Raw genomic sequence first — 21,860 nt, 5'->3', positions numbered from 1 at the left:
TTTCCTATAAGGCAAGTACTTTAATTCTTCTAATTATAAATATTAATTTGCTTAAATCAAGTTTGGAAGCAATCATTTCATCTAAAAAACTGTTGTAACGTTCTATGTAATCCTTATCATTGCAAGCCCAGGTTTGAACCTTATTTTCGTAATTATCAGTTGCCCTTATAACTTTGACAGCTAGCTTATAGTGGTAATTGCTTAAATCATCCAATAAATCGTTAATTAAACTACGATCCCAATAAGAAGAATAACTTTTTATCTTAATAGCAATTGTCCTAATCAGATCGAACCTCAGCAGCGATTTTAACTCAAAGTATATTTTACCGGCGTCAAGGATAGATAAGGACGTTTGCTCAGCAATGGATATAACATCTAGTGCGTAAGCAAGAACGCATAGGTCAGCAACTTTTCTTGCTAGATCTTTATTTATATTGAGCTCTACTAAAAAAGAAGATCCATGGTTATAGGTTTTTAATAGATGTTCGTCTAGAACGTCAGTTAAATTCTGGCCTAAAGTTTCAATTGCATCTTTAAATTTTGTAACATCATCTAGCTCTACAAAGCTAAGTTTGCCGAGGTTTTTTACTAACCAAAATGATACTCTACCAATAAATTTCTGTACATTTCTCACTATTTGCAAGTATGAGTCAATATTAATCTTTCCATCCAGTTTATCAATTTCTTGCCATAGGCTATTTAAACCATATAAGTGGTTAACAACAATATACACATTTACCGCTTCATACACTTTAATTCCAGTACTTTCAACTAGATTATTAATGAATATACATCCCATTCTATTCACTACATCATTTACAATACAAGTGGAAATGATTTCTCTGCGAAGTTGGTGTTTTAATATGAAATCCTTGAACTCCGTTACCATCTTTTGTGGAAAGTAATTTAATAAGTAATCGTGGCACAAGAAATCTTTTTCAGGCAAGTCAGAATGTATAATTTCATTTTTTATTGCTGTTCTAGAATAGGACATTAAAACGGAAAGCTGGGGAGAGCTAAAACCTCCCGCTCCAGTTAACATTCTTGCTATTTCCTCATCTGTTGGAAGAAACTCTACACTTCGGTTTAATAGTCCAGATTTTTCCAAACTGAGTAGTAACCTGTGGTGCTGCTCCAACCTCTCTTTAGCTTGCAAACACTCAAAAAGTAATGCTTTTGTTTCAATTCTGTTATGGTCTTCAAGTACCTTAGATGCAACTTCATCCACCATGCTAGCCAGTATTTCATTCCTTTTTTCCAAAGAAATACTACCTCCCTTCATAACTGAGACGAATGCGATTTTGATATTAACTTCAAGGTCAGAACATATTACTCCTGCTGAATTATCAACAAAATCTGCATTAATATATCCGCCTCTTTCAGCATATTCTATTCTTCCAAGCTGCGTGCAACCAAGATTACCACCTTCTATAAACATAGAAGCTCTAATGTTCTCACCATTCACCCTTAATTCATCATTTGCTTTATCACCAACCATATCGTGGCTTTCACTCCTTGCTTTAACAAAAGTACCAATTCCTCCGTTCCATATGAAATCCACTTTTGCTTTCAACAGATATCGAATCAAATCACTCGGAGATAACGTATCTTCCATTATATCAAAGCACTTTTTCATTTCTTGAGAGACATTTACTTGCTTGCTGCTGCGTTCGAATACTCCCCCGCCCTGGGAAATCAGATCTTTGTTATAGTCCATCCAAGTTGAAAATGGTAACTCAAAAAGGCGTTTACGTTCTGCAAAACTCTTTTCTGCACTAGGATTTGGATCAACAAAAATATGCATATGGTTAAATGCACCGATTAAACGTATATTTTTTGAAAGCAGCATACCATTCCCAAATAGGTCACCAGCCATGTCTCCAATTCCAACAACAGCTACATTCTGATAAATGTCCTTATTCATCTTCCAAAAGTGCCTCTGTGCTGCAATCCACGCTCCCCTAGCCGTAATACCCATCTTTTTGTGGTCATAACCTGCTGATCCACCGGATGCAAATGCATCACCAAGCCAAAAATTATACTCATGGGCTATCTGGTTAGCATAGTCAGAAAATGAGGCAGTGCCTTTATCCGCCGCAACTACTAAATATGGGTCATCTTCGTCATATCTAACTACGTTTTCTGGTGGAATTATTTTACCATCAACTATGTTATCAGTAATAGCAAGCATGCCTCTGATAAAATCCCTATAGCACTCAACGCCTTTCTCTCTTAAGATATCTTTATCTCTATACACTTTCTTTATTACAAATCCACCCTTTGCACCGACAGGGACAATGACTGCATTTTTCGTCATCTGAGCCTTCATAAGGCCTAAAACTTCAGTACGAAAATCTTCTGTCCTATCTGACCATCTTAAACCGCCACGTGCTAATTTCCCTCCTCTTAAATGTATTCCCTCAAAAAGGTTTGAATAAACATACAATTCGCGGTATGGACGCGGATCGGGCAGACCATTTATTTTACTTGAATCAAATTTTATAGATAAGCGGGGTTTATCGTCTTGATAGTAACTGGTCCTTAAAATAGCCATTATCAAGTTAAATATTGAGCGCAGAACGTAATCATGTGAAACGTTACTGATCTCTTTTAAGAGTTCCTCGATTTTTTCTCTGAAAATGTCTGTAGTTTCTGCTCTATCAATGTCTATGCTAGGATCAAATCTTACATGAAATAGCTGTATCAAATACTTTACTATTTTTGGATATTCTGAGACTACTTTTTGAATATATTCTGGGTTATAGTTAAATGACATCTGCTTTAGGTAAGCACTTAGCGCTCTCACTAAAAGCACTTCTTTCCATTCCAGACCAGCAATAATGATTAAGCTGTTGAAATGATCATTTTTAATTTCCATTCTAAACACTTTCGCAAGCGTTATTTCAAATTGTTCTTTTAGAGTAATGTTGTCTATCAATTTGTCGACTCTTGACAACACAAAATGGTGTATCCATATTCCACCATTGATTTCTATATAATAACCATTATGGGATAGAATCTTTGCTCCCAAATTCTTAGTGATTCTTAATATCTTCGACAATTCAAGGCCTCCATTACCCGGAGTGTAAACTTTTAATTGGTAATTGAGATTATCACGAGTAAGCCTTAAATCAACTTCACTAGCTCCTTTCTTCCTCACTATTTCCAATTTTTTCATATCATAATATGCATCGTGAGGTTCAAAACTCTCTTGATAGCTTATCGGAAATGCCTTGCAATAAAGGATGAATATATCTTCAACGGTGCTAAGAGTGTTATATAAATTATCTATAAAACGGTCTTCCCATTTTTCCGTAATATTTCTTAATTTGTTTTCGATGCACAAAACTTCATCGTCAAAAACACGAGCATCCTTAACCTTTAGCACTACGTGCAACTTCATTAAATCATATTCATTGATAATGTGATTGTTGTAAATATCTGAACTTGCTGCGTTTATTTCATCCTTTAATATATCGCGTATCTTGAACATTAACCTTGCACTTGCATAACGCATCGGTATCAGCACTATGCAACTAATAAAGTCTCCTACCTTTCTTAAAAATAATTTGACTCTTGGCCTAATTGCAAGAGACATAATTGAAATACAAACCTTAAATAACTCATCTTCATTTGATTGGAATAGCTCACCACAGGAGAATGCTTGTAAAATAGAAATTAAAGCTTTATTGTTGTGGCCACCAGGTAAAAACCCTGCTCTCTTTTCTATTGTTTTAACTTTATCCTTTATTAATGGAATAGTTCGAATGTCTTGAACCTCTGCTACAGAAGTGAATAACCCGAAAAAATGCCGTTCCTTTACTACATCACCTTGCTTATTAGATTCTTTTACACCTATACAATTCATGTATGTACGCCTATGAACTATTGAGGTTAGATCTGATCTTAATATATATAAAGGATATAAGCCCTTAGAGGAAATCGATGAGTTCTGATACTCTCTGCTTGCTTTCATTAACCCAAGATTTTCTTCATCATTAGGAACAAGCTTTCCATCTTTGTCGGCAATACGTTCTTGATAACCTAAAAATACGAAGTTATTATTTTTCAGCCATACCAGAAAATCTCTACCTGATATCATTCCAGTGTAGGGTGCTGGTTGGATCTCAGTGTCAACTGCTTGGGCAATGGAAAGAAGATCTTTTGCCTCATCAAGCCTCTTGAGCATCAATGGCCAGTCTTTTACAACATAATTGACTGCCTTTAATGTTTTTTGCAGGGACTTTCTTAGTGTATCAACAAAACTATTACTTATGCCTTTAATAATTACATATATCACTGACTCCTTGGTACCATTATTCTCTTCCAAATTACAAATCTCGTTGATAAGGCCACTTTTTCTTTGGATATTAATTACACTATTACTATAGTAACATATGGTTAGGTCGTGCGACTTGATGGTAGCAATAACAGAGTCAACCAAGAAAGGCATATCGTTATTTATTATCTTAATTGTAGTAAAATCGCCTTCTATTCCCGGTATGTCATTTACATTACTTACCATCAATTTGCTTTCTTCTTTTTCTTTTTTGAAAATGAAGTTATATGCATCTTCTACGACGTATAAAAGGAATTTATCATTGATCTTTAAGTCACTATTATAAACAAAATTATAAAAGTATCTGATAAATTCTTTAATTTTTGCCTTTTCTTTCTGGTTTTCTTGATTAACTAGCTTAAATAAAGACTCAGTGTTAACGTTATAATCTACACACATTTTTTTAACGTAAATACACAGTGAACTTAAACCTTTTTAACTAAGATTTCATTATTAAAAGCGTACACTATTAATTTATCACCTTCTGCTACTTCTCCCGATAAAACTAACTTAGCTAGATTATTTTGAATGCATTCTTGTATTACCCTTTTTAGTGGTCTTACCCCATATTCGGGATCGTAGCCAGCTTGTGCTATTAGTTCTTTGGCTTCCTGCGATAAACTTATACTTAGCTTACGCTTAACAATTATTTTTTGTAAATAGAGGAATTGAACATCTATTATTTTATAAATGTCGTCCTTGGTTAAACTATGGAATATAATAATTTCGTCAAGTCTGTTTAAAAATTCAGGACGAAATGCTGATTTAACTATTTGCATCACTTCGCTTTTTACAAAGTCAGCAACTCCTTTAAGCATTATCTCAGCGCCAAGGTTGGAAGTTAAAATTAGTATAGTATTACGGAAATCAATTAATTTTCCATGGCTATCGGTGAGCCTGCCTTCATCCAAAATCTGCAGCAATAGATTAAATATATCTGGATTCGCTTTCTCTATTTCATCAAACAAGATTACCTGATATGGCCTTCTTCTTACTGCTTCAGTTAATCTTCCACCTTGCTCATAGCCAACATATCCTGGGGGTGCACCAATTAACTTTGAAACGGAATGTTTTTCCATGTACTCTGACATATCAAAGCGCAGAAGTGCTGATTGATCATCAAACAGAAATTCAGCAAGGGCTTTCGCAAGTTCCGTTTTTCCAACTCCGGTTGGGCCCAAAAATAAGAATGAACCAAAAGGTCGATTAGTATCCTGAACACCAGAGCGGGAGCGTCTAACTGCATTACTTATTGCTTCTATTGCATCCTTTTGTCCTATCACCCTTTTTCCTATCTCATTTTCCATGCTAAGGAGTTTTTCCTTTTCACTGTGCATCATATTATCAACTGGAATTCCTGTCCACTTTGAAACAATATTTGCAATATCATCTTCAGTAACTTCTTTTTTTAAGAAGCTATCGGTAACTTTCTCCTGATTCATTAATTCATTTTCAAGATGAGGAATTACACCATACATCAGTTCTCCTGCTTTTTCTAATTTTCCACTGCGCTGAGCTAACTCCAGCTCTTTTCTCGCATTATCTAGTTTTTCAGCTGTTTCTTGTATTCTAGCTATTTTATTCTTTTCCATTTGCCATTTACTGTTTAAGTCAGTAAATTTACTGTTTAGGTTTTCGATTTCCTCATTTATCTTCTTTAGGCGCTGCTTAGAATTTTCATCACGTTCTTTTTTCAGAACTTCTGACTCAATTTTTAGCTGTACAATCTTTCTTTCAAGTTCATCAATAATCTCAGGTTTGCTATCCATTTCAATTCTCACCCTGCTTGCCGCCTCATCAATCAAGTCAATTGCTTTATCAGGTAAAAATCTATCTGTTATATACCTATTGGATAACATTGCGGCAGCGATTATTGCACCATCTGTGATTCTGATACCATGATGTACTTCATACCTTTCCTTCAAACCTCTTAGTATAGAGACGGTATCAGTTTCAGTTGGTTGAGAAATAAACACAGGTTGGAAACGCCTTGCAAGTGCAGGATCTTTTTCTATATGTTCACGATACTCATCTAAAGTTGTGGCTCCTATGCAGCGAATTTCTCCGCGTGCAAGAGCAGGCTTCAACAGATTTGAAGCATCCATTGCACCACTTGTTGCTCCTGCTCCAACTAAAGTATGAAGCTCATCTATGAACAAGATAATTTTTCCCTCTGCTTTTGCAAGCTCATTGATAACAGCTTTTAGTCTTTCCTCGAACTCTCCTCTAAATTTTGTCCCAGCAATTAATGCACCAAGATCTAAGGCTAAAACTTTTGCGTCATGTAAACCAAGTGGCACGTCATTTGCAACAATTCTATTTGCAAGCCCTTCAACTATCGCGGTTTTTCCAACACCAGGTTCACCTATCAGCACTGGGTTATTCTTTGTTCGCCTCAGTGATACTTGCATGGTTCTTCTGATCTCTTCATCACGACCAATCACGGGATCAAGCTTGCCTTGCATAGCAAGCTCCGTAACATCTTTTGTATATTTCTTCGCTGCGTTTAAATTTTCCTCACTGTTAGGCGAATCTGCACTGCTACCTTTTCTCATTTCTGTAATAACTGAATTTAATTTTTGTGGTGTGATGCCGTTCTCTGCCAGAATTTTACCTACAGTATCATTTTTTTGTGCAGTCAATCCCTGCAGTAAACGCTCAACGGTGACAAATGAATCTTTGTTCCTTCTAGCCATACCAATTGAATCTTCAAAGACTTTTGCTACTTCTCTTGAGAGTTGAAGGCTATTGCTTCCTGGACCTTTGACTATTGGAAACTTTTTTATTGCATTATTCACAGCGTCAGAAATACTTTGCGCATTTCCACCACAAGCGCCTATTAAATCTTGAACTAAACCTGATTCATCCTCAAGCATCACCTTTAGTAAATGCTCAGGCATAAAAACCTGATGCCCAGTTCCCAATGCTTTCATTTGGGCACTTTGAATTAGGCTTTTTGCTTTTTCGGTAAATTTATTTAAGTCCATAATAAAGTTTAACGCATATTTCCTGGTATATATAGCAATTATTTTCTTAATTTAAAACTAGAAATTGTTCACTATCAGGTAAAAATCTATGATCGTTGTCCTTGATAATACAACTAATACTTTATACCTGTATGTATAATTACCATTTTTTACCATAAAGACCCAAAAGTTGCAAAAACTTAAGGTTAATATGCTGTAACCAAGACTCGTCAAGTATTTTTTATGTTGAAATTTGTCTGGTTATTTTTTTGCTTGATATTGACTGCGTAGAAGCCATACACGCTGCAAGCACTCAATAAGTGTCATGGTTTTCTACATACATTAAAACATGGTTATTCAAGAGCCTTATTGATATTTTGCGATATTTGTGGTAGAATAATATTCTAAGGTTTAGAATAAAAACTTATGACTGAAGCTCAAGGTACAAACATTGCAGAGTGGCAAGCTCAACAACACCACCAAGAGCACCAAGGAGAAAAGAGCGGTTTTGGTCTTGGTCACAGTGACTCTGTTGCAACAATTGTAGATGGAATGAAGTGGTTGTTCAACTTTCATGAGGGAGCAATTCCTGCTTACAGCAACGTGTTTGAAAGTTTGGTAAGTGGTAATCTTGCAACGTTGTTTGGAAAGTCAGGCAATATGTTTGGCATAAAATTTTTTGAGAGTCTTGCAGAATATTTTTCAGGCGGAGATGAAGAAGATATGCTATCAGAAGGAATGGATATGGCTCATGGTGAAGATGGACCTCATCAAGATGATTTTCCACATGCTAGTGATCAGATTGCTAATGATGCTGATGGCTTACACAACATGCATAATGCAGGTGATCACTATGGTCAGTCTTTTTCACCTAGTCCTTCACCATCTGTTGGTGACGACCATGGATATGAACTTGGTGGTTAAATGAATTTAATCTTAGAAATTGCTGAATAACTGTAAATAGTTGAGAAGGGACACTTCTCCTTTCCTTAATTTGTTATAATTAACGCGAGTTTGTTTTAGTGAAAAAGATTTCAGTTTTAGGATCGACAGGAAGTATTGGAAAAAAGACTGTAGATTTACTATTAAAGAGAAAAGAAGAATATCAAGTAGAAGCACTCAGTACCTGTTCGAATTTTGCTCTACTGGCATGCCAAGCAAAACTGCTAAATGCAAGGTATGTTGCTATCTCTAATAAAAGGTTTTATAAAGATTTAAAAGAAAGTCTACTTGGTACGGGCATCAAAGTAGAAGTTGGTACTGAGGGTCTAATGAATGTTGCTTCTCTGCCCGTTGATCTCTCAGTTGTTGCAGTAGTTGGTATTGCAGGCCTTGAGCCAGTAATGCACGTCATAGAAAGTGGTACTAAAGTCATTGCACTAGCAAACAAAGAAAGTATTGTTTGTGGTGGAAAACTATTACTTAAGAAAACCGAAGAAAAAAACGTACAGATAGTTCCTATTGACTCTGAACACAATGCAATTTTTCAAGTTTTGCAGAATGGCAATAAATGTGTAGAAAAGATTATACTCACTGCTTCTGGTGGGTCATTCTTGAATTATAGCCTTGAGCAATTAAGAAACGTTACAGTAGGTCAAGCACTTAGTCATCCTACTTGGAACATGGGAAAGAAAATCTCAGTTGATAGTGCAACTATGATGAACAAAGCGCTGGAGATAATAGAAGCACATAATTTATTTAATATTAGCCCAAACAGAATTGAAGCAATAGTGCATCCCGAATCGATAATACATGGAATTGTAATTTATAAGGATGGTTTTAATTTTGCTGTACTTGCAGAGGCTGATATGGCAATTCCCATTTCATATGCTCTGTCTTGGCCAGAAAGGTCAGCTTTAAGTTATAAATTAGATTTAACAAAGCAGAAATTGACCTTTCAAGAACCGGACCATAAGCGCTTTCCTGCGCTAAAGCTTAGTATGGAAGTGTTAAATTCCTCCTCTCCACACACAAATAGCATAGTACTTAATGCTGCAAATGAGGTAGCTGTTGATAAATTTTTAAAATCACGAATTGACTTTTTGGAGATAATAAAAGTAGTAAAGTTAACAGTAGAGAATTTTGATAGTTACACTGACATTAACTCATTATCCGATATAATAAACATTGATCTTGAAAGCCGTGCTATTGCAAAAGAAATTATCAAAAATAAAGTTCTTGCGTATAGCTAAAGTAACTGGACTTGCCAAAATGCGTTTGCAGTTAGAATTCTTAAACTGTCATGGTAGCTGATAGAAGCGAAAATTTACTTAACAAACTACGCCAGCCCCCTTGTCGTAACATCAAAGATATTTATTTAGCTTCAGTCTGTGCAGATAAAATAATAAAAAACTCGATGTACTTAGCGTTCCATGTTTAATTTTTGCACTATATACACTGTATGTCTTTATAAATTTTTAAGGTTTTTACCTAATATAAGCTGAAGTGCGCTTGTTAAAGCATTTGAAACAGTAAAAAATGCCAATTTATAAAGTTAATATAAATAACTAGTTACTAACGGGCTTTCTTGCCTTTTTTTACTTAGTAAATTTCTTAAAATTTGTAGCTGAAGCAATTTAGGAGCAAACGAAAATAGTGTCACACACTAGCATGATAAGAAGTGGGTATGGACAACAGGAGAAGGAAACTAGGATAACAGAAATAAGGTATTATACCAATGCGTTTTCCTGTTCAGCCACTTGGATGATGGAAATGGTAGATTTTAATGATCCAGGATATACTCTTTTGTTAAAGGAGATCGAGCATTTTCAAATATCTCTTGAACACTTCCGGATTCAACAATTTTGCCATTACAAAAGAAAATTATGCTGTCAGATAACTTTTTAGCTTGTTTCATTGAATGAGTTACCATAATTATGGTGAATCTTAATTTCAGCTCTTGTATGAGATTTTCGATTGCATTAGTTGCCATTGGATCAAGTGCAGAGCATGGTTCATCCATTAGCAAAATAGTTGGCTTCACTGCAATAGCACGGGAAATGCATAGCCTTTGTTGTTGGCCACCAGATAAATCTAGTGCGCTGTCTTGCAATCTGTCTTTTAACTCTTCCCATAAACCAACCTTAGTTAAACTGTTCTCCACTATTTCATCTAATTTTTGTTTATTTTTTACCATGCCGTGTAATTTTGGCCCATAAGCAACATTGTCATATATTGATTTTGGAAAAGGATTTGGCTTTTGAAATACCATACCAACTTTTGCTCTAAGTAGCACAACATCCACGTTGCGTGAATATATATCACCTAGTCCGTCAATATCTAGTTTACCGGCAACTTTGCACCCCGGTACATAGTCATTCATACGATTAAAACAACGCAAAAATGTCGATTTACCGCACCCGGATGGCCCGATAAAAGCAGTAACTTTTTTCTTGCAAATATCCAAATTTATATCAAATAAAGCTTGCTTAGAGCCATACCAGAGACTTAAATTTTTAACAGAAGCGTGTGTATTATTCATATCACGTCCTGCATTGAATAGAGCCCTGGAGTTTCTCTTTTATTTTCGTATAGCCATATTGCTGCTCGAACAGCCCCTCTAGCAAATGTTGTGCGATCAATTGCTTTGTGATTTAACTCTATTCGTTCATCGGAATTGATAAACATTACACTATGGTCTCCTACCACTCCACCTCCACGAGATACTGCAAAACCTATCTTCCCCTTTTCTCTTATGTTTGAACTATTATGTGAATGTTGGTAGGGTTGAAAATCCACTTTTAGAGCGTTGGCAATTGCTTTGCCAAATTCCATAGCTGTTCCAGATGGTGAATCTTTTTTTAAGTTATGATGCATCTCCCAAATTTCAACGTCATATTCATTATCCAAAAACTCAGCAGCTTTTTTTACCAATTTCAGCAGTACATTAACTCCAACACTCATGTTTGCCGACCATAATATCGGAATTTTAGCGGCATACTTTTTTAAATTGATACTTTCTATTCCAGTTGTACCACTAACCAGAGGTGTTTTAAATTTCATAGCCGCCTTAAGGCAGGCTAACATACATTCCTTGGTTGTAAAATCTATTACAACGTCAGATGACTCAAATACATCACTAATAGAACTTGTAACTTTGATTCCTAAATTGGAACTGTGGTATACAGCTGACCCAATATCTGAACCTATATACTTACTGCCTAAACGGGCAACAGCACCTGCTATTTCGACTTGGGTATTTGTAATTAATTCATTGAGTATCCTTTTGCCCATCCTACCTGAGCAGCCTATTACTCCAACCTTGATTTTCATAAAGCTTATATTAGGCTTTTTTTAAAGCTTTGTCATTTTTATAAGATATAAAATTTTCTTATTGAGCTAAATACCAAGTTGCTCTGCCTTCTTTTTTTTCTATGCTGAGTGATGTGATTACTCTTTACAAGACTGGATACATGCTTCTTTAAGGTCCTTCGATTTGCTTTAGTAATATTTTCTAAATCCTGCATTGTAAGACGTTCATGTTTGCTAAGTAAAGCCAATATTTAAGCTGAAAGTGACAGTAAACAGAAATTTAACATTTTTTTATGTTGACACCTTTTGCTCGAGGTGAGATTTTTACTTTTGTAGTGACCTTAAGAAAAACATAAGCCATGGGTTAAAGTCATAGCTACCAGCCTTTAAAGATTGTTGAGTACGACGCAAAGCTAAGTAATAACTCTCCTTACTACTTTCAATTATACTCTCAAGAGAACTATAAGGTACGTAGGTATATCCTAACTTTAGCAACAAGAAAGTTGTAAGAGTACATGACAACCTGCTATTTTCATCTTGAAAAGGATGGATAGCTAAAAAAGTAACTATAAAGATGACTCTCTCTAATTAATAGAGGTTGTAATGGTTTCTCTTCTAATTGCTGGCTAGTCCAATAAGTAAGTTCTTGCGTTTGTATCACTGTTTAAATGGAGAAGCTATTTCAAAAATTATGCCTAAGCTCTTTCCAGATTCATTAAACGCTTTAACATGATTGGAAAATTTCTTACATTCTCCCATGTACCTCTGATCTTTATGTGAAAATTGTAAAAGCCAAATATGAAACTGTTTTTATAATGCTCTCTGTAAATGGCATATTTTCAAAATTTTGAAATACTTTTCCTCACACATACGCATATCCGGCTATTTTCGTTCATCTCGAGAACGGAATGAGTGTGTATCAAGTTTGGATAGTAGTTGCTCAACCTCATGGTCTGATAGCTTTACCCCTCCAATACAAGCAGAAGAACCAATGCTTTCGATCGTTGCAATTTTCTTGAACATTTGTAAACATTCTGGAGCTAAATTACCAAATAGTTGCCATGCTCCTTTAAATTCATCAATTTCAGTAATTAGTTTCAGCATTTCAGGTATTATTACACTTTTGAAATGTCAAACTATTCGTATTTTTATCTAATTGCATTCGATTGTATCCGAAAATATCCTATTAGTAATAGCATAAAACGCAGAGAGCACACTGAAGTTGATGGGTACAAAAGCTATTTTGTGTCAAAATATAATGTTTTGATGAAATTATAAGAGAAAAACATAACTAAATTAGCTTGGGTTCACTGACAACCATCATTCTGCTATTTGTTAGCAGAATCTATGATGAGATACCACGAATGAATTGCAGTATGACGAGGGAAACCTTACTTATTTTAGCTATAGGTTCCAATGTCAGCCATTTGTAGTGCATGTTGAAAAATCATTCTATGATCTAAATCAGTTTTTTTACAGGTAATTTCTAAGCTTATTAAGCTTTCTAGGATCTTCTTGAGTTCTGAAAGTTGAAAAATTTTCAGGTGGGACTTAAAGCTTTGCAATTGTTTAAAAAATAACGGAGGATTTAGCTGATCAATCGCAACCTGTTCATTCATTCCACCTTGTATTGACAGCAAGACCTTCTCAAGGCTTAGGAAATAATTTGATATAATACGGATTAGTCCTATTGGTGAGAAATTTTCTTGTAATATCAATGTATCGGAAATTTTGATGAAATTTGCCATATCTTTGTTTGCTATAGCAGAACACAAATTATCAGGTGTAACATAATCATTGCTAAAAGTTGAAAGACACAGCTCTATATCAGCTGGTTTGAGATCTTTTCTCTCTCCTAGATATAAAACTAATTTCTCAAGTTCTGAATGTATAGGTAGATTGCTATAATTGAAGTAGGACTGTAAGTGGTAAATTATCTCATTTGTATATTTTATATCGTTTCGTTTCAAGTAGCTTGATATAATATCGTAAAGGTTACTACCACTATTCTTGTAACAAGCAATTACGCCGAAAGTTTTTGAGCTTTCTATGTAACTTTTAATTGTGGAATTATATGAAAGATCAGTTGCTATCATTATTACATAATGACCGCCTGCATTGTAATCCAATACATTTTTTAACTCTTTGGATATATTCCCAGTTACATTTATTAGCTTAATTAGTTTCTTACTAGTAAACATCGAAATGTTTGCCAACTCAGAAAATAATAGACCAGGTGACTTATTCACCATTGCAAAATCCATCATCTGAACTGAATACTCACTCAGACTGGCAACTATTTCTTGCGTAAAAAAATCAACTTTGCTATTATCATTTCCATGAATTAACACACCACTTAAAATATCTGGTTTCTCTAGGAATTTTTTGACCTTAGACGGTGTGACCTTCATGTACTCTATATAATATCATTGTCATGTGTATGAGTGACTAATTCATTTTGCTGTATGTAAGCTAAAGATTCTGAATCTTCTTGTACAGCACTATGTGTGTCACTCCGTATTCTGAGTGTCATTTGATACATCTATTTCCCTGAGAATATACTTGCGGTAAAACTTTTTCATAGGTTGAGATACATACTTTGAAAAAAAACCTTCCTCAGCCATATTGTTTACTCCATAAAATTAAAAATTTATCACTATCATACTAAGGATAATATAGCAAAAACTATTTAATCCTAAAGTAGCCGTATCATATAACTAATGCATTACAAAATCATCAATACTTGAAAATGAAATTAAGCCAATCTATTTAACATTAACCTTATAAAATAAGCAATAATTAAATATGTAGTTGCAGTAAGTATAATTGCAGGTCCTGTCAATAAGTCAAAACTTGCAGATAATATAAGTCCTGATATTCCAGAGATCAAAGAAAAAACTGTTGCAACGATAATCATCTGCATTGGAGTTTTTGAGATAAGCCTTGAAGATGCTGCTGGTATCAACAAGAACGCAGCAATGAGTAGTATTCCTATTAGTTGGGCAGACACTGCTATAAATATGGCAAGAGTAATTAAAAATTCTAGCCTAACCAAATTTACATTAACTTTTTCAACTATTGCTAAATCTTGGTTAATTGAGATTATTAGCCAGTAACGCCATCTAAATATTAATATCAGGACGACTACTATTGAGGTTAAAGAAATTAATACTATATCACTCTGTTCCAGTGTTAATATGTTGCCAAATAGTGAACTAATAATGCTACTATTGCTTGATGGAAGAAAGGACATAAGTATTAAACTTGATGATAAAACTACATTAGTAACGATGTTCAATATTGTATCAACAGAATATAGCCTATTAAAATTAAGGGAAAGTAGTATAGCAAATACAATTGCAATAAGCATTATGCTTATTGATGGGCTAATCTTAAAGATTAAAGCCAATGCAATGCCAAGCAATGAAGAATGAGATAAACTATCACCCAGATATGATAATCTTTGCCATATCATAAATGACCCTAAAGCACCTGTTACTAAGCTAATTATTACTATCGCAATTAGGCTATTGATGAAGAAGTCCTGTGTAAATATTTCAAACATGCTATATTATCTTTAGATAAGTAACAACAAACCTGTCTTCAGATATCAAAACATTATGGGTCCTGCATGCTGCGTCAGTTGTCATAAATTCAAAATTTAAACCTTTTTGTTCTATAAGGTAGGACTTCACTGAAGAATTTGGTATATTGCGTGTTTTACCAGTACCTATTAACAAAATTTCTATTTCCTCTGTTAAAAAAGATTTAAAATGTTCCTTGCTATTTATACCACTTTCTTTTAACTTAATCACCTTTTCAGGAAAAATTATAATTGAGCTATGATATTCTTGATCATTCACCAAAAATTTTCCTTCGCTGTAGCCATTTATAAAGTTTTTACTCTTAGAAACTAAAGGAGTTATATCCATAAATCAAACTATTAATTGAGCGTCACATACCCACCATTCTGGCTGCTTTTCTCTGATATTAACTGCAGCGGTTTTTGCATTTTCTTCACTATCAAATATTCCAAAGCATGTTACACCACTACCTGACATACGAGAAAGTATGGAACCTTCTTGTGACTCTAATGCTAATATCACATCTCTAATTTCAGGGACAAGACTTATTGCTATTTCTTGAAGATCGTTTTCTGTCTCTTTAAGGAGTTTTAACAAATCTTTCTCAGTGTCATCTCTCCATTCAATTGGCTTGGAAAAGTTCCCTCCATATTTAGAAAATACTTCTGGTGTACTCAAGAACTTTTTTTTCGGTTTTGCAAGTACTATATTTGTAGGCAGGGAGAATTTATTAATATAACATAATTCTTCACCAATACCTCTGACCAAAACTGGCTTACTATCTATACTTGCAGGAACATCAGCACCAACGCTTAAAGCTATTTCGTTTAGGATTGGTCTATCAATTTTCCATAATTTTCCTAGCGTACGTATCACAGCTCCAGCATCTGAAGAACCACTACCTAGGCCTGCAGAAGTTGGTATGTTTTTTACAACCTTTACAGTGACTTTAGTACGTACAGGAGCGTGCCTAAGTAATAGATTAACTGCTCTCATTACGGTATTGTATTTGTTACTTATTTTGAGCTCAGAATTTACAAATTCGACTATAGGATTGTCATACCTGAAATCCTTTTCACCTACTTTTATTTCCAAGAAGTTGGAAAGATTAGCGAAGACAAATAAGCCTTCGATCAAATGATACCCTGTTTCTTTTTTTTCTACAACATGCAAAAAAAGGTTAATCTTTGCAGGAGCCTTTACACAAAAACTTTTCATTTATATATCTTCACTAACACCTTATAATATTATACGTATAATGCTATTTTAGTCAACTTTTTACAGTTTTCATACTTCTGATGAAACCAGATATCATAAATCCTAATTTTTCTGTATGGGTGAATGCATCCGCTGGTACAGGCAAAACGAAAATCTTAATAGATAGAGTATTAAGACTTTTATTAGAAAATAAAAGGAATATTTTCTGCTTAACATTTACCAATGCTGCAGCAAATGAGATGGAAAGTCGCATTCATAATATACTCAGTAAGTGGGCAGTTTGTTCAGATAACGAACTAATCGCATCTTTAGAACAGCTAGACCTCTCTTTACTGTTGCTTCAGCACCACTATCCGCCATCTCATCCTTTCCTATCATCCCAGTGCTTGACACTGAGATCTAGATGGCCGCAGACAAAAAATAGTGAAGTATTTAATCATTATTTAATCCAAGCAAGGAGGCTTTTCTCTGAACTGGAAAATCTTGATTTAACTATACAGACTGTACATGCCTTTTGTTATAAGTTAATTTCTAGCTTTCCTGCAGAAGCTGGCATTGTTCCAAATTGTACGCTGAGCGAATGTAAGGAATTACACTCCATTGTATTTGATAAATTACTTCATAATGAAGCTGTGCAAGATAGTATAAAATTTATTGCAGCTGAAGTTGATGAAAATAAGTTACGCGATTTGCTTTATACTTTGTGCATAAAAAGATCTGTGTCAGCAAACAATCTAGAATATGTCAAAGGTAAACTGAGTGCTCCAGATGAAATTCATGGTTTACAGAGTGAAGCGACTGAGCAAATAGAAAGATTAGCCGAAATATTAAGTAAAGGCAGTAAACGAGATCGGAATTATAGCAAGATGCTTGATCTTACATCTTCCTCTTTCATCCAAGTAGCTGATACTAGGATTCAAAAATTAGATTCCAGCGCCACACGCTGGAATGACATCAGTATAGAAAACTTAGTCAAAGTGTTTTTAAAGTCAGAATCGTGCGAGAAAAAAAGCATATCATCCATTATAACGAAGAGTACTTTGGAGAAATTTCCAGGTGCAGAGCAAGTAATAGAAAATATTCAGAATGCAGTATTTACTCATGTAAGAGATATAAACTCTTATCAAATATTCAAAAGAACCAGTAGTTTTCTGGATATATTTAAAGTATATATTGATTTATATAATAGTGAAAAGTCAAAGAATGCACTGCTTGACTATAATGATATAATCGATTTAGCAACAAATCTTCTCAGCAATCCAGATTATAAAAATTGGGTATTGTTTAACTTAGATCAAAAAATAGATCACATTCTTGTTGATGAGGCACAAGATAATAGCATCAGTCAATGGAAAATTATAGCAAATCTCTGCGATGAATTTTTTATCCGTAATGATGAAAAACGAACCTTGTTTGTTGTTGGTGATGTAAAACAATCCATTTACAGATTTCAGGGGGCAAATCCTCACCTATTCAACTGCATGCAACAATACTTTCATACAAAATCTGGTGGCAAAGATTGGATATCATGTCAGCTTGAAAAGTCATTTCGCTCAACTCCGGAAACTTTAACACTTGTAGATAGGTTATTTAACAACTTCCGTGAAGAGATATCTTTTGTTGATAGTGAAATAAAACATATTCCATATAGAGAAAACGATCAGGGATACGTTGAAATCTGGCCGTTGTTGCCAAGATGTAAAGAGGAAGAACAGCAAGCTTTACAAATTCATTTGATGCATAGGAAAGATTATATAATAACAGATCGATTGCTTGCCCAGGCAATAGCTCACAAAATTCACAACTGGTTAAATGAGGGGCGAATTTTAGTCGCTAAAAATCGCCATATAGAACCAAGAGACATTATGATTCTGGTACGACAGCGAAATATGCTAGTTGATTACGTAATAAGTGAACTTAAAAAAGCAAATATACCAGTTGTAGGACGGGACTATTTTAGAATTATGGACTACATAGCTGTGCAAGACTTGATAGCTTTGACTGAATTTTTACTTCTTCCAACAAATGATTTGGCTCTTGCAAATGCTTTAAAATCGCCACTATTTAATTTCACTGAAGATGATTTATTTAATATTGCATATGATCGTAAAGAACAGTCGTTATGGGAAAGACTCCAGAATTATTCTGAAGATATCTATAGTAAGTTAAACGATCTCATTAACTTATCTCACATAGAATCACCTCTTACGTTATTCACACATATACTTCGTACAGGTAAGAAGAAATTCGCTGCAAGGCTAGGTCTTGAATGCTTTGAGGTCCTAGATGAATTTATGAACCTTGTGTTACAATTTGAAAACCCATCTCTTCAAGCGTTTGTTCAGTGGATAAAGGAAAATAACCCAGAGATTAAAAATGATATGCAATCAGAACGCAATGCTGTGCGAATAATGACAATTCATAAATCAAAAGGTCTGCAAGCTCCCATAGTATTTTTGGTTGATACGAATACAGTACCAAAAAACAGTGAAAGCATTGTTCTTGATGCGATGGGAGCACCATTTTTATGTGGAAAAAACAACAACGCTTATTGTGACCAAGTGAAAAGGGAAAAAAAACTGGAGGATTATAACGAGTATTTGCGTTTGTTATACGTGGCACTCACGCGTGCTGAGGATGAGTTATACATTTTAGGTAAAGAGCCAGTACAAAAGGGCTCTTGGTATGATATAATCACTAAATATGGAGAGCCGTATGAGAAGAAATACATGGAGTTACACCAAATATTTAAAGAAAAAGTTGAGGTATTATGTGTAAATGCAAACTATCCTTACATTTATAAAAAACGTGATTATTTTAACATTCCTGCTGTTTTGCCCCCACCGAATTTATCAATTTTGTTCCAGCACTCTCCTTCACCATCCCAGTATCCTCTCCTATCACCCCAGTGCTTTGATACTGGGATCCATTCTTTTTCTCCACTAGATTCCAGTGTCACACACTGGGATGACAAAAAAAGGAACACCTGGATGACAGATGGCTACACAAGAGGCTTAATAATTCATAGCATATTGCAGTATATGCCTAAGATAGAGAAAGACAGGAGAAAAAATTGGATAGGAAAATATCTTGATAATATAAACATCAGGAAAAATAAGGATGAAATTTACAGAAAAATATTAGCCTTTAATGAAAAATATGATTACCTGTTTGACTTAGATGGTAAGTCAGAAATTACACTGAGTGGAACAATCAATGGCAAACCGGTATTAGTACGATTAGATAAGCTATGCATAACGCAGGATAAAGCAATTATAATTGACTATAAATCACACCGTAATGTTTCTGTTTCCTCATTAAATGAAATAAAAAAACAGATGTTGATCTATAAAACCTTAGTACAAGAGATATGTCCAAACAAGCAGGTAGAGTGCATGGTTATTTGGGTGGAAGATTTAACCATTCAATCTGACTTTTGATGGAACTTGATTGCAAGAGAATGTGATTGAAGCCTTGCTAGTTGGTGTATGTGCTACGAGCATTATTAATTTTTCTTTTTTTTAAAGCTACTAGTTATATATTTAATGTCTATGAAGTATTTTCCTAGCCTTCTCATAAATATTATCTCTGCACCTAATGTAACCATGGTTACTTCATATCCTAAGGTGTTTACATAATATATATGCGGTAATCACCAACTCTTAATCTTCTCCATCCTTTGAGGCTGCAGTGAAAGCTTTACCAAGATTAGTAGGACTAACTATAGGCCGCTCATTTATTGCATCTACAACCCTTAACCACTGTTTTCAGAAGATCTAGAAGATCTTTCTTAAGAATATTGTCTAAGAAGATAATAGTGTATTTCAATCTACGTCCTTGCTTTTAGTCTTTTTTGCACTTCCAATATCATATTCATCAGCAACCACAGATAATAAAATACCTTCCTCTTCATGCTTAACTGCTTCTCTGAGTAATTTATCTGCTAATTCTTGAGCAGACTACTTGGTAAGTTCAGATAGTTCAGTAAGGTGCTGTAAAATTTCTTTGCTGAAAGCTATATTAGTACTTGAATCTGCTATAAATTTTACCAAAATCTACTACTATAGTTAGTATATAGCATTTTTTTTAATTTTTCAATAATAAAAGTTACTGAGTATGTGAAGAGGGTTTTAAGTACCTGTGTTAATAAATTATTAAAAATTTAGTATACACTATAATTGGTTTGTCATTCGTGATGAATAGCTAGTTGCTGCCGTATCTCACATAAATTTCGCTAACACGTAACGGCTCTGTCTGCTACTTTCATGACAGGCAAGAAGTTCCATAACGAAGTAGATTGAATTTTTAGCCATTCAGAAAAAAGGCAAAAGAAACCCCGGTCATTATTCATTATTGGCGTTTTTAAGTCTTAAACGCTACAATTTAGCTGCTTTTCAAAACAACTAATTGGGGCTTAAATATTTAAGAAACTTGCCAAGCAGAAAAAAAAGACAAGAAACCCCTGTAGTAGCTAATCACTAATTCTTTATTTTAAAAATTTGGCGTTGGGTAATGCCTTAAACACTTTATAAGCGCGTTTCAGCTTGTATAACTAAAAACCTAGAATTTTATAAAGACATACAGTGCATATAGTGCGAAAAATTAGACAACAATACACCAAATACAAAACTTTCTTGTCATTTTAATCTACACAAGCTTGGAAAGCCATATAAAATAGCTCCACTACCATGGTAAGAGAGCTGGCAAAGTTTGTCAAGTAATTTTACAGCCATCTACTTCATTTTATGTTATTTGAAGAGTTTACACTACTGATAGCGAATGACGATAATTAAGCTACTGTAGCTATAAAAGTTTTTCACAATAACCTATTTTCCTTGAAATTAAAGTAGCTACTGAATGTAACAACATGTGGTCTATTAGTTCTATTCTTACGCTTTTGCAAGCTTCTGCTAGCTACCTAGTGAGGGATATATTCTACTTGAAGGTTGTGTATTTCCACTTGAATGGTTGTGGGATATTACTATGGATGTTGAACCAATCAAAAGAACACGCTTGATAATATCTTTGACATAGAGAGAAGTTTGATCTATTGTACTAATGTTTTGCAGGTCTTCCGCTATTAGGTGGTATTTTTTATTCGTGTAAATGACATGAAAGTTTTTCTCATTGAGGCTTCCTATACTTATTCTTAAGTAATCAAGCAGTTTTTTCTAATTATTGATTATAGGCAGATCCTTTTTAAACTGCCAAAATTTTCTATCAAACTCTTTGCTACCTGCTTTACGTCAATTCTACTGTATGTTGAGTACAAAATGTACTCTAAAACTTCATAGTAGTCGAGTAGTGATTGTCTATTATCTAAAACAATTTTCTCTCTCAGGCGCTTTTTGCGCCCCTTTTTATAATCTTTAACCATTAATAAATCGCTCATTGCGTATCTCTTATAATAAGAAATTAGATCTATAAGTAAAATATTTAATAAATTTCTTCCAGCGCACAATGCTGGCTACTTGAATGACAGGTGCGTATAAGAACTTGACT

13 protein-coding genes are annotated in these 21,860 nt (G+C 34.4%); 3 read left to right on the top strand and 10 right to left on the bottom strand.

What is annotated here, in order from left to right:
* Positions 1-4 precede the first annotated feature (4 nt).
* Positions 5-4,738, bottom strand: a complete 4,734-nt coding sequence (locus tag WBM_RS01080) for an NAD-glutamate dehydrogenase (protein ID WP_011256383.1) — start codon at positions 4,736-4,738, stop codon at positions 5-7.
* 26 nt (positions 4,739-4,764) lie between these two features.
* Complete coding sequence (gene clpB / locus WBM_RS01075; RefSeq protein ID WP_011256382.1) at positions 4,765-7,326, bottom strand: ATP-dependent chaperone ClpB; 2,562 nt, start codon at positions 7,324-7,326, stop codon at positions 4,765-4,767.
* Between the two features lie 405 nt (positions 7,327-7,731).
* On the opposite strand from clpB, the gene WBM_RS01070 reads away from it, so the two are divergent.
* Positions 7,732-8,229, top strand: coding sequence for a hypothetical protein (locus WBM_RS01070; protein ID WP_011256381.1), 498 nt, complete (start codon positions 7,732-7,734; stop codon positions 8,227-8,229).
* Between the two features lie 98 nt (positions 8,230-8,327).
* The gene (gene dxr, locus WBM_RS01065) at positions 8,328-9,497 is read left to right on the top strand and encodes a 1-deoxy-D-xylulose-5-phosphate reductoisomerase (protein ID WP_011256380.1); all 1,170 of its coding nucleotides are present in this window, start codon (positions 8,328-8,330) and stop codon (positions 9,495-9,497) included.
* Positions 9,498-10,027: 530 nt separating this feature from the next.
* Here the strand turns inward: dxr and pstB are convergent.
* From pstB to WBM_RS01030, 7 genes are all read right to left on the bottom strand, one after another.
* Positions 10,028-10,786, bottom strand: coding sequence for a phosphate ABC transporter ATP-binding protein PstB (pstB, locus tag WBM_RS01060; protein WP_011256379.1), 759 nt, complete (start codon positions 10,784-10,786; stop codon positions 10,028-10,030).
* On the bottom strand, positions 10,783-11,577 hold the full coding sequence (dapB, locus tag WBM_RS01055) for a 4-hydroxy-tetrahydrodipicolinate reductase (protein WP_011256378.1): 795 nt from the start codon (positions 11,575-11,577) through the stop codon (positions 10,783-10,785). Before dapB ends, pstB begins: the two co-directional genes overlap by 4 nt.
* A gap of 861 nt (positions 11,578-12,438) precedes the next feature.
* Positions 12,439-12,660: a hypothetical protein gene (locus tag WBM_RS06125; RefSeq protein WP_225416056.1), complete on the bottom strand. Its 222-nt coding sequence runs from the start codon at positions 12,658-12,660 to the stop codon at positions 12,439-12,441.
* Positions 12,661-12,956: 296 nt separating this feature from the next.
* Positions 12,957-13,967: a DNA polymerase III subunit delta gene (gene holA / locus WBM_RS01045; protein WP_011256377.1), complete on the bottom strand. Its 1,011-nt coding sequence runs from the start codon at positions 13,965-13,967 to the stop codon at positions 12,957-12,959.
* Between the two features lie 344 nt (positions 13,968-14,311).
* On the bottom strand, positions 14,312-15,121 hold the full coding sequence (locus tag WBM_RS01040; protein ID WP_011256376.1) for a metal ABC transporter permease: 810 nt from the start codon (positions 15,119-15,121) through the stop codon (positions 14,312-14,314).
* A 1-nt stretch (position 15,122) separates the two neighbouring features.
* On the bottom strand, positions 15,123-15,488 hold the full coding sequence (locus WBM_RS01035) for an Mth938-like domain-containing protein (protein WP_011256375.1): 366 nt from the start codon (positions 15,486-15,488) through the stop codon (positions 15,123-15,125).
* 3 nt (positions 15,489-15,491) lie between these two features.
* Positions 15,492-16,358: a 4-(cytidine 5'-diphospho)-2-C-methyl-D-erythritol kinase gene (locus WBM_RS01030; RefSeq protein WP_011256374.1), complete on the bottom strand. Its 867-nt coding sequence runs from the start codon at positions 16,356-16,358 to the stop codon at positions 15,492-15,494.
* An 80-nt stretch (positions 16,359-16,438) separates the two neighbouring features.
* Here WBM_RS01030 and WBM_RS01025 point away from each other — a divergent pair, with 80 nt between their 5' ends.
* On the top strand, positions 16,439-19,798 hold the full coding sequence (locus tag WBM_RS01025; protein ID WP_011256373.1) for a UvrD-helicase domain-containing protein: 3,360 nt from the start codon (positions 16,439-16,441) through the stop codon (positions 19,796-19,798).
* 1,470 nt (positions 19,799-21,268) lie between these two features.
* On the opposite strand, the gene WBM_RS06120 is transcribed toward WBM_RS01025, so the two are convergent.
* The gene (locus WBM_RS06120; RefSeq protein WP_233417534.1) at positions 21,269-21,466 is read right to left on the bottom strand and encodes a JAB domain-containing protein; all 198 of its coding nucleotides are present in this window, start codon (positions 21,464-21,466) and stop codon (positions 21,269-21,271) included.
* Positions 21,467-21,860: the final 394 nt, after the last annotated feature.

It is taken from the genome of Wolbachia endosymbiont strain TRS of Brugia malayi, assembly GCF_000008385.1.
Taxonomy (GTDB): domain Bacteria; phylum Pseudomonadota; class Alphaproteobacteria; order Rickettsiales; family Anaplasmataceae; genus Wolbachia.
This window is presented reverse-complemented; position numbering and strand designations above follow the sequence as displayed.

What these genes read in the sequence shown, in the direction of transcription:
- WBM_RS01070 (WP_011256381.1), top strand. Translation starts at nt 7,732, where the DNA reads ATGACTGAAGCTCAAGGTACAAACATTGCAGAGTGGCAAGCTCAACAA.
- holA (WP_011256377.1), bottom strand. Translation starts at nt 13,967, where the DNA reads ATGAAGGTCACACCGTCTAAGGTCAAAAAATTCCTAGAGAAACCAGAT.
- clpB (WP_011256382.1), bottom strand. Translation starts at nt 7,326, where the DNA reads ATGGACTTAAATAAATTTACCGAAAAAGCAAAAAGCCTAATTCAAAGT.
- WBM_RS06125 (WP_225416056.1), bottom strand. Translation starts at nt 12,660, where the DNA reads ATGCTGAAACTAATTACTGAAATTGATGAATTTAAAGGAGCATGGCAA.
- dapB (WP_011256378.1), bottom strand. Translation starts at nt 11,577, where the DNA reads ATGAAAATCAAGGTTGGAGTAATAGGCTGCTCAGGTAGGATGGGCAAA.
- WBM_RS01040 (WP_011256376.1), bottom strand. Translation starts at nt 15,121, where the DNA reads ATGTTTGAAATATTTACACAGGACTTCTTCATCAATAGCCTAATTGCG.
- WBM_RS01030 (WP_011256374.1), bottom strand. Translation starts at nt 16,358, where the DNA reads ATGAAAAGTTTTTGTGTAAAGGCTCCTGCAAAGATTAACCTTTTTTTG.
- WBM_RS01025 (WP_011256373.1), top strand. Translation starts at nt 16,439, where the DNA reads ATGAAACCAGATATCATAAATCCTAATTTTTCTGTATGGGTGAATGCA.
- WBM_RS01080 (WP_011256383.1), bottom strand. Translation starts at nt 4,738, where the DNA reads ATGTGTGTAGATTATAACGTTAACACTGAGTCTTTATTTAAGCTAGTT.
- pstB (WP_011256379.1), bottom strand. Translation starts at nt 10,786, where the DNA reads ATGAATAATACACACGCTTCTGTTAAAAATTTAAGTCTCTGGTATGGC.
- WBM_RS01035 (WP_011256375.1), bottom strand. Translation starts at nt 15,488, where the DNA reads ATGGATATAACTCCTTTAGTTTCTAAGAGTAAAAACTTTATAAATGGC.